The following is a 7,518-nucleotide window of genomic DNA, read 5'->3' on the forward strand; positions in this document are numbered from 1 at the left end:
GTGGCCGGATTGGCGTGGAATCAGTGGCCAGTTTGCCGTGGAATCGGTGGCCGCTTTCGCGTGGAATTGGTGGCCACTTTGCCGTGGAATACGCACTCTGCCGAAGACTTTGTCAACGTAAGGTCCGGATGTAGTTGCACATCAAAGCCAAGATTTGCGAATGCCTCAACGAACCGCGCCTCCAAGCCATCGGTTTTTTTGCCAAGGAAAGCTGAAATATTAAGACTCATCGTCAGGACTGAATGTAGCCATGAATGGTGATTTACTGTTGGAAATGGGCGGGCGGTACAGAATCGGAACGTCTTCCCCTGGCCGGCAAGCGGTCCATGAGCATAACGAATTACCAACGGAGAAAAGTCACACATTGTCACGTCAACGTGAATGTCTGCTTCTGGCCGGTAGCGGCACCAGAGCATAGCGGATTGCCAATCAGAAAATTTCACACATTGTCACGCTGGTTCGAACGGCCGCTTCTGGCCGTTAGCTGAACAAATATTCGTCGGCAAATGGAATCATGCCGGCTTCATGCCTTAGTCTGCCACTTGACATCTTTCGGGGATAATCCGAAAAATTGCACCAGCAGCGTAACTGCTGAATGGACATGGCAGGAGGCATCCACATATAGAGCTGTTAGTCCCGATGGGTTGTTGTCGTGCCTCATGATCAAAACCGTCCCCACTCCATCAATTTGTACATAGGCCCCCTCGAACCAGTCGAGGTCATCTTTATCTCCAAAGATGGTGGCATCAGTATCAACGATTAGCTCAACTGGAGTGCGCAGGGTAGCGATGATAGGTTTGCAGTCCCCACTCGGCCATACAAGGCCAGTCTGTTTACTCACTTGAGCCGCCCACCTATCAAAGAGAAAAAAGAAATGCCACAGGCAATACAAAGGTCCGCTTCTGGCCGATAACGGAAGCACTATGCGGCTCTCCAAATTGATTCGAACTCTTGATGGGAAATCGCACTGTACCCTGACTCCGATAAATCGAGAGGCTTTTCTGAAATCCTGCCAAATTCGTCGCGCTCATGCTCGGCACTATAGCAAAGCAGCGGACCAGAATCGTACTGTTCAATTTGTCGGGTAACCCAGCCTGCACCATCGACTTCAAAGTACCACCAGGACATGCCCCATGCATCGTACCTGTCACCTCTAGTCTCGTCCCAGTGTCTTTTTACGTAACTTGGCATACTTAAATTGAGTAATGAAGGGTAACGTCAGTCGTCCGCTTCTGGCCGGTACTAGTCATGTTCTAGTTGTTGAGGCGATAGATGCGCTCAACTTCGTCCAAGGACAGCTTTGTAAGGCCACCTTCTATTTCTTGCAACAGTGCAGATGCTGGAAAATGTAAGGTGACAATTTCACCGCCTGGCTGTTCGACGGTAGTTCGGTAATCGCAAGGTAGATCGCAATCATCTCCGAGGTAGTCTTCGATGAAGTCAGCAAGCTCATAGTCGCCCACAACGACGATGACATGCTCATCATTGTGAAATCCAATTTGAATATAGGGCAAGACTTGCTTCATATTTTTCCTACAAATTCAAATAAAAGCGCCGATGTCGACCGGCAGCTTTTGGCCGAACCCGGCCGTTCGGGGCAACATGGCAGGTTGTCAGGGTGAAAATCTAGTGGCTGTATCGTCAGGCTAGATTCGCCCCATACCGGTCATTGAAGTATTGCTCCTGACTCTGAAACTAGGCTAAATGGGCGCCAGCCGCCTGGTGGATCCCATTCACCATCACCACGAATCTGACCCACGCTCGCATCGTAAAGGACTACACCGTCGATCCCAAGCGGCGACTGCTCCCAGATCAGACCTCCTGTATGGTCAAAAGCAAGAACTTCAGATGCAGAAGTTACAAGCACTGCGATGCGGCTATTTAGGTTCTCAAGGTCGCGCGAATCGTACAAATGGCCAAAGTAACCGTCCAGCTGATGGCGACGAACTTCGCCAAGGTAAAGATCAACGACGAACACGAACTGCCCAAAGCCGATGTAAACGATGCTCTCAGCGAAACGTGTGCTCTGAAAGCATGAGTACCCTGCGCTGGCAAGAATGTTTACGCGAGTCACCGGCGCACTATGGTGAGCGATCAAGACACTGGCAACGATGTTGGATTCTGAGGTTGGGCCGCGAGCAACAAGGACCCGACCATGTTCACTTTGCTCGCCAAGACTAAGAAATTTAACTTCCATCTGCATTTATTTCCAAGGGATACGTCGAGTGACCGCTTCTGGCCTATTGTGTTGAAAAACGCAGGTACGTTGACATTTAGATAGAATTCTGCCAGCCTAGACTGGCCAGAACCGCCGCTATTGAATGATCACCGACTGCTTGGAGATCTGAGACCTCCAGAAAATCTTGCCGCTCGACTAGTTCAACACAATAGGCCGGTTGCAGACTTCGGCATGTTCCGCCTCAAAGCGGGCCTTGATTACAGTATTGCCCGAGACTTAAGGAAAGAAAGATACTTGGAGTTTTCGTGTGTAAAAATCTCCGGGCCAGCTCCCATATATGCGCGCATCAACTCATCAGCTGCACGATCTTTCTCATTGCTGTCCAACAGTATTTGCCCGAAACGTAGATGCAAGAATGGATTTCCGAGTGCGCCAGGACACGTCATGCCGTACTCAATGGCTTCTCTTGCAGTCGTTATGTCACCACCCAAGTAAGCGGAATCTGCGATCGCTGCTAGAACCCAGGTAGCAGCCTCCCAATCGTTTTGTGGGGCAGGAATTAAGCGCCATGCTTCGTTGTACGCCGCAATGGCATCTTCGAAGTTCCGTACTTCGGCCAAACTGTCTCCGCGAGCACAATGGGCTTTAATCATCTGATGCGTTTGTTCGTCAAGTTCTAGTTCTCGGTTCATCGTTTTCATAGTCAGGTGACTTCCGGGTGATGAGTGTTTCCTGCACAGTCCAAATGTCTGCTGTTGGCTGCGGATTCAATCCTTCAACGCAACACTTTAACTTAAATGCATCATTGCAGAATGAAATGATGAGAAAAAGAACTCGAATCGATTTCGCAAGAGGTTTAGCCACGGAAGAGTTCATGGTGGATTCCGCCGAAGCTCAAGCAGCTTTTGCTTGAGCGCGGCATGAGTCCCAGCAGGGCAGGGGAGATAGACAGGCCAGACCCGATCTCGTCGTTGGATTAGGCAGCGACGAGATCGCACGCGAGGAACTTGCTGGAACACCCAGACCCAACACGACCCATCGTTTTTTCATCTTTCAAGAACTATGAATCAGAAGAGTTTAAGCGACGGGTGGCAATTCACCCTTCCAAAATGAGTGTCAGCAACTGGATTGCGAATTAAACGATGGTCACGAGACGCTACCTTAGCCGGAAAAAATAATCCCCTTGAAAATTCAGCTTAACATTTTCTTCGGAGTCAAACATGAAAGTGATCTCTGGAAATTCAGAAAAACCATAGCGGACTTTGGTGGCATTCAGTTCATGAACGAATTTTCGCTGCAACCATTCATTAATGCCGTTTTCTTGATTCCATTGCACATCAGTGTCATTTTGATAAAAAAATAAAATCACCAGTTCTCTATCCCATTCCTCTGACGTAGTAATCAATTCAGTATTCTTGAAGCTCACCCCTTTCAAGCGAGCAGCTAGAATAACTTCGTTCAGCGCAAGCTCAATGGCAGAATACGGTGGATACGGATGCTTCATATTGCTCCAAACTACGACGATGGCAAGTTACCAAATAAAAAAATTGGAATGTGGCTCACCGCTGTATACCACACCTTACTCGGTTCAGTCTCATTAACCAATATCGATGCCAAGACAAGATAGACTAAGAAGGCCTAAGAAAATCTCCGACTATATCGCCAGCAGATGAGTATGCAGGCAAGCGAGAGAAACGCCCGGTGGATATTGGCACGGCGTTCGTAGCGGATGCGTAATCGGCGGAAGTGGTGCAGCCAGTCCAGTGTGCGTTCGACCACCCAGCGCCATTTACCCAGACGATCGCGCGACTCGATGTGATTGCACAGCAACGTTTTACCCGCGCCCCGCCTCACACTCATACGCGATCGCAAACGATTCGTATGGCTGCAGGCTGAGGTGGTCGGTCAAGCTGTCACGCTGGGCATAGTTGCTGATCAAGCCTTGCCCGGCAATGCCGTGCAGCATCGCCGGCAGATCCAGTTCGACGTGTTCGCCGGAGAAGTTGTTGACGACAACGAGCTGTTGGCTTCCCAAGCTGCGCCGATAGGCGAACACCTGCGGGTGCTGCTCCAGCAACGGCAGGTATTTTCCGTACACCATGACGTCCCAGTGCTTACGCAGTTCGACCAGCTTCTGGTAGTGGAAGAAGACCGAATCGGGTTGTTCCAGCGCGGCCGCGACGTTGATCTCGGGGTAGTTTGGATTCAGCTTTAGCCATGGCGTGCCAGTACTGAAGCCGGCGTTGTGTGTGCTGTTCCACTGCATGGGGGTACGTGCATTGTCCCGCCCGTTGGCGTGGATGCCGGCCATCATCGTTTCCGGTGACACGCCGGCGGCCGTGCGTTCGTGGTAGAGGTTGAGCGATTCGATGTCGCGATAGTCGTCGATGGAATCGAAACGGACATTGGTCATGCCTATTTCCTCGCCTTGATAGACGTAGGGGGTGCCCTTGAGAAAATGTAGCGCGGTGGCCAGCATCTTGGCCGACTCGACCCGATAGCGGCCGGGATCGCCGTATTTGGATACGGCGCGCGGCAGGTCGTGGTTATTCCAGAACAGTGAATTCCAGCCGGCATCGGCCAGCGCGGTCTGCCACTTACTGATGATCTGCTTGAATTCAAACAGATCGAATGGCCGCGGCTTCCATTTTCCCTCCTTGGCATCGTGGGTCATGGTGATGTGCTCAAACTGGAAGACCATCGACAGCTCCTGACGCGCCGGGTCGGAATACAGCTTGGCGGTCTCCGGGGTGGCGCTCCACGTCTCGCCCACCGTCACTACATCGCGTGCGGCCAGGGTCGCTTGGTGCATTTGCTGCAGCAGCGGGTGCAATTGTGCGCCGTTGGCGATAATCTGCTGGTCGACTTTTTTGCCGATGAGATCGATCACATCCATGCGGAAGCCGCCGATGCCCTTGTCCAGCCACCAGTTCATCATGCGATGTACCTCTTCCTGCACCTGGGGATTTTCCCAGTTCAGGTCCGGCTGTCGTTTCGAGAAAAGATGGAAGTAATATTCACCGCTGGCGGCATCGTATTCCCATGCACTGCCGCCAAAATACGAACGTTGCTGGTCGGGCGGGGAGCCATCGGCGCCTGCATTGCGCCAGATGTAGTAGTCACGGTAGGGGCTATCCTTGGATTTCTTCGCCTCGGCGAACCAAGCATGCTCGTCAGAGGTGTGGTTGACCACAAGATCCATCAGGATACGGATGTCGCGCTTGGCCGCCTCTGCGATCAACTGCTCCATCTCTGCCAATGTGCCGAATTCAGCGGCGATATCCTGATAGTCGGAGATGTCATAGCCGTTATCGTCCATCGGCGACCGGTACACTGGCGACAGCCAGATCAGGTTGATTCCCAGATATTGCAGGTAGTCCAGTCTGCTGATGATGCCGGCCAGATCACCGACCCCATCGTGATTGCTGTCTTGAAAACTACGTGGGTAGATCTGATACACGACGGCGTTATGCCACCATTTCTTATCCAACATGATTATCTTTCTCGCTTATGGATTGGCGGCACTGTCCTGCAACGTGCCAAGGGATCGCCAGGGGGAGGGCAGACCCGATCTCGTCGTTGGCCCAGGTAGCTAGGAGATCGCACACCTGGAGTCTGGGAGAATGTCCAGGCCTCGTACATGATCCATCGGGGTCCCATCTTTCAAGAACAATGGATCAGGGGAGTCTAAGCTACCGATGGCGTTTTGCTGCAATGGCACCGCCCGCTTCCGCCCCAAACCGGAAGTTCAGCAAGCTTCTAAGCGATCATTCAGCCTGTAAATTTAGCCGCGCTCACGCTTTGGGCGGCGAGCTGACAAACTAATCAGTCCAAGCAGCTAACATCATCAAGAATCCAATTTCGGCGACCTTGCTGCCATTCAGAAAGCGAGTCAGGCGAAATGTAAGATGACCAATTCTCGATATATTCGGCGATGGCTGCCGACGTTTGGTCATTAGTACGTTCGAGGTACGACAAAGTCTCATTAAGCCCAGCGCCGATGAAATACCACCCATCTAGCTCACCAATGTCCTGATTAAGGTACTGCGCCCTCCATATATTCACCGTATCGCTTGGCTCTGCGCAGCAGTAAAGCAGAAATGCGCAGTGGTAGATACATTCGGAAAACGCTCCATTGTCCTTCACAGTTCCGTCCCACAGCGCATTCCGGAATGCAATCTCTTCATCGAAGAGACGAAGCAACAATTGCCGGAATTGCCGGAATTGCTGGGGTTTTCGATCAACGATGAATCCATACATCGCCAATCGGTCAGCAGGGTTTCGAAGACGCGCCGCCAAGGTGGTAGGTATTGCGCCAGTTTCCAAGACTTGAATGAGTTCGTGCTGGATGAGCTTCATTGTCAGCCTCCCGGTTGGTTCAGCTGTTCCTGTCGGTGTTCGCTGGAACAAAGTGTTGGGCGAAAATTTTATGAAAACTTCCACCATGGCTGCGGTGCCGCAGTAGTATTTAAATGTCCGCTTCTGGCCGGTTGCCGTCGTTGGCGGATGCCGCCCCAAGGCAGCCGTTCACATTTGGTGTATCCATTCCACTTGACCGTCAAGAAGTGTGACCCAAACTCGTACATCTGGAGGATCGACAACTGCCACCGTGGGGTCCGTTACTGCTGGAACGACGTAAATCGCCTCCCACCTGCTCGGCTCTTTGCGGCCAATCCGGCCAGGAAGGATGTACTCAATGGCATTTGACGACAAATATTTCTCAGCAATCCTGAGACACAGATCTTCGGCCATCGCGTTCCTTGGAAATTATCGAATGGCCGCTCCCGGTTGCGAACTCAATCGATCAATGCAACACTTTAACTTAAATGCATCGTTGCAGAGCGGAAATGATGCGAAGAAGAACCGAATCAATTGCCAGCGCCCCGCGGAACCAGAGATTGCCGTCGCAAGGCGTTTGCCATGGGAACGTTAGTGCAAAAACGCGCCGAAGCTCAACCAGCTCTTGCTCGTGCGGGGTCGGAGTCTCTGCAGGGCAGGGGACATAGACAGGCCGGACCCGATCTCGTCGTTGGAGCAGGCAGCTACGAGGTGGCACACCAGGAGCGTGGCAGAACCGGTGAGCGATCAATCACGTTGTTCGTGCGCGAAGGATCGTTTGCGCAACGTCCTTAACGTACTACTTTTTCCGTTTCCCCTGTTCGCCGCTCATTGCGCAGTGTCAACGTCGCCGCATTACATCCAAGCAAGAATGGTCCCATGGTCGTTGCTGGGGGATTCGGATGCGAACAGGCGATGCGTGGCGCGTGTGGTTCGATCTCAGACGTAAAGAGGATGAGCTGAAGTGGGGTGGCCGCTTTGGTGGTTCTGGCCAGTCCTAC

8 protein-coding genes and 1 pseudogene are annotated in these 7,518 nt (G+C 52.1%); all 9 read right to left on the reverse strand.

What is annotated here, in order from left to right; all coding sequences use genetic code 11:
• Positions 1-523: 523 nt before the first annotated feature.
• Entirely contained in the window at positions 524-841 is a 318-nt protein-coding gene (locus tag BXA07_RS30690; protein ID WP_139335863.1) for a hypothetical protein, read from the reverse strand.
• A 412-nt stretch (positions 842-1,253) separates the two neighbouring features.
• Entirely contained in the window at positions 1,254-1,526 is a 273-nt protein-coding gene (locus tag BXA07_RS29450; protein ID WP_076573233.1) for a hypothetical protein, read from the reverse strand.
• A gap of 140 nt (positions 1,527-1,666) precedes the next feature.
• A complete protein-coding gene (locus BXA07_RS29455; protein WP_076573234.1) occupies positions 1,667-2,203 on the reverse strand; it encodes a hypothetical protein in 537 nt (178 codons plus the stop codon).
• Between the two features lie 233 nt (positions 2,204-2,436).
• The gene (locus BXA07_RS29460; protein ID WP_212592399.1) at positions 2,437-2,880 is read right to left on the reverse strand and encodes a tetratricopeptide repeat protein; all 444 of its coding nucleotides are present in this window, start codon (positions 2,878-2,880) and stop codon (positions 2,437-2,439) included.
• Between the two features lie 455 nt (positions 2,881-3,335).
• Positions 3,336-3,683 (reverse strand): hypothetical protein, encoded by a 348-nt coding sequence (locus BXA07_RS30695; protein WP_139335864.1) that lies wholly within the window; start codon positions 3,681-3,683, stop codon positions 3,336-3,338.
• 134 nt (positions 3,684-3,817) lie between these two features.
• A pseudogene (locus tag BXA07_RS29470) lies at positions 3,818-3,976 on the reverse strand (transposase); the annotation flags it as partial.
• Between the two features lie 37 nt (positions 3,977-4,013).
• Complete coding sequence (locus BXA07_RS29475; RefSeq protein WP_076573236.1) at positions 4,014-5,672, reverse strand: glycoside hydrolase family 13 protein; 1,659 nt, start codon at positions 5,670-5,672, stop codon at positions 4,014-4,016.
• Positions 5,673-6,004: 332 nt separating this feature from the next.
• Positions 6,005-6,538 carry a hypothetical protein gene (locus BXA07_RS29480; RefSeq protein WP_076573237.1) on the reverse strand — a complete coding sequence of 178 codons (534 nt, stop codon included), beginning with the start codon at positions 6,536-6,538 and terminating at the stop codon, positions 6,005-6,007.
• 770 nt (positions 6,539-7,308) lie between these two features.
• Positions 7,309-7,518 (reverse strand): hypothetical protein (locus tag BXA07_RS31180; RefSeq protein WP_212592400.1); only part of this gene is annotated, 210 nt, incomplete at its 5' end.

Origin of the sequence: Janthinobacterium sp. TND4EL3 (assembly GCF_900156175.1) — a bacterium.
Taxonomy (GTDB): Bacteria; Pseudomonadota; Gammaproteobacteria; order Burkholderiales; family Burkholderiaceae_D; genus Janthinobacterium.

What these genes read in the sequence shown, in the direction of transcription:
- BXA07_RS29480 (WP_076573237.1), bottom strand. Translation starts at nt 6,538, where the DNA reads ATGAAGCTCATCCAGCACGAACTCATTCAAGTCTTGGAAACTGGCGCA.
- BXA07_RS30695 (WP_139335864.1), bottom strand. Translation starts at nt 3,683, where the DNA reads ATGAAGCATCCGTATCCACCGTATTCTGCCATTGAGCTTGCGCTGAAC.
- BXA07_RS29450 (WP_076573233.1), bottom strand. Translation starts at nt 1,526, where the DNA reads ATGAAGCAAGTCTTGCCCTATATTCAAATTGGATTTCACAATGATGAG.
- BXA07_RS29460 (WP_212592399.1), bottom strand. Translation starts at nt 2,880, where the DNA reads ATGAAAACGATGAACCGAGAACTAGAACTTGACGAACAAACGCATCAG.
- BXA07_RS29455 (WP_076573234.1), bottom strand. Translation starts at nt 2,203, where the DNA reads ATGCAGATGGAAGTTAAATTTCTTAGTCTTGGCGAGCAAAGTGAACAT.
- BXA07_RS29475 (WP_076573236.1), bottom strand. Translation starts at nt 5,672, where the DNA reads ATGTTGGATAAGAAATGGTGGCATAACGCCGTCGTGTATCAGATCTAC.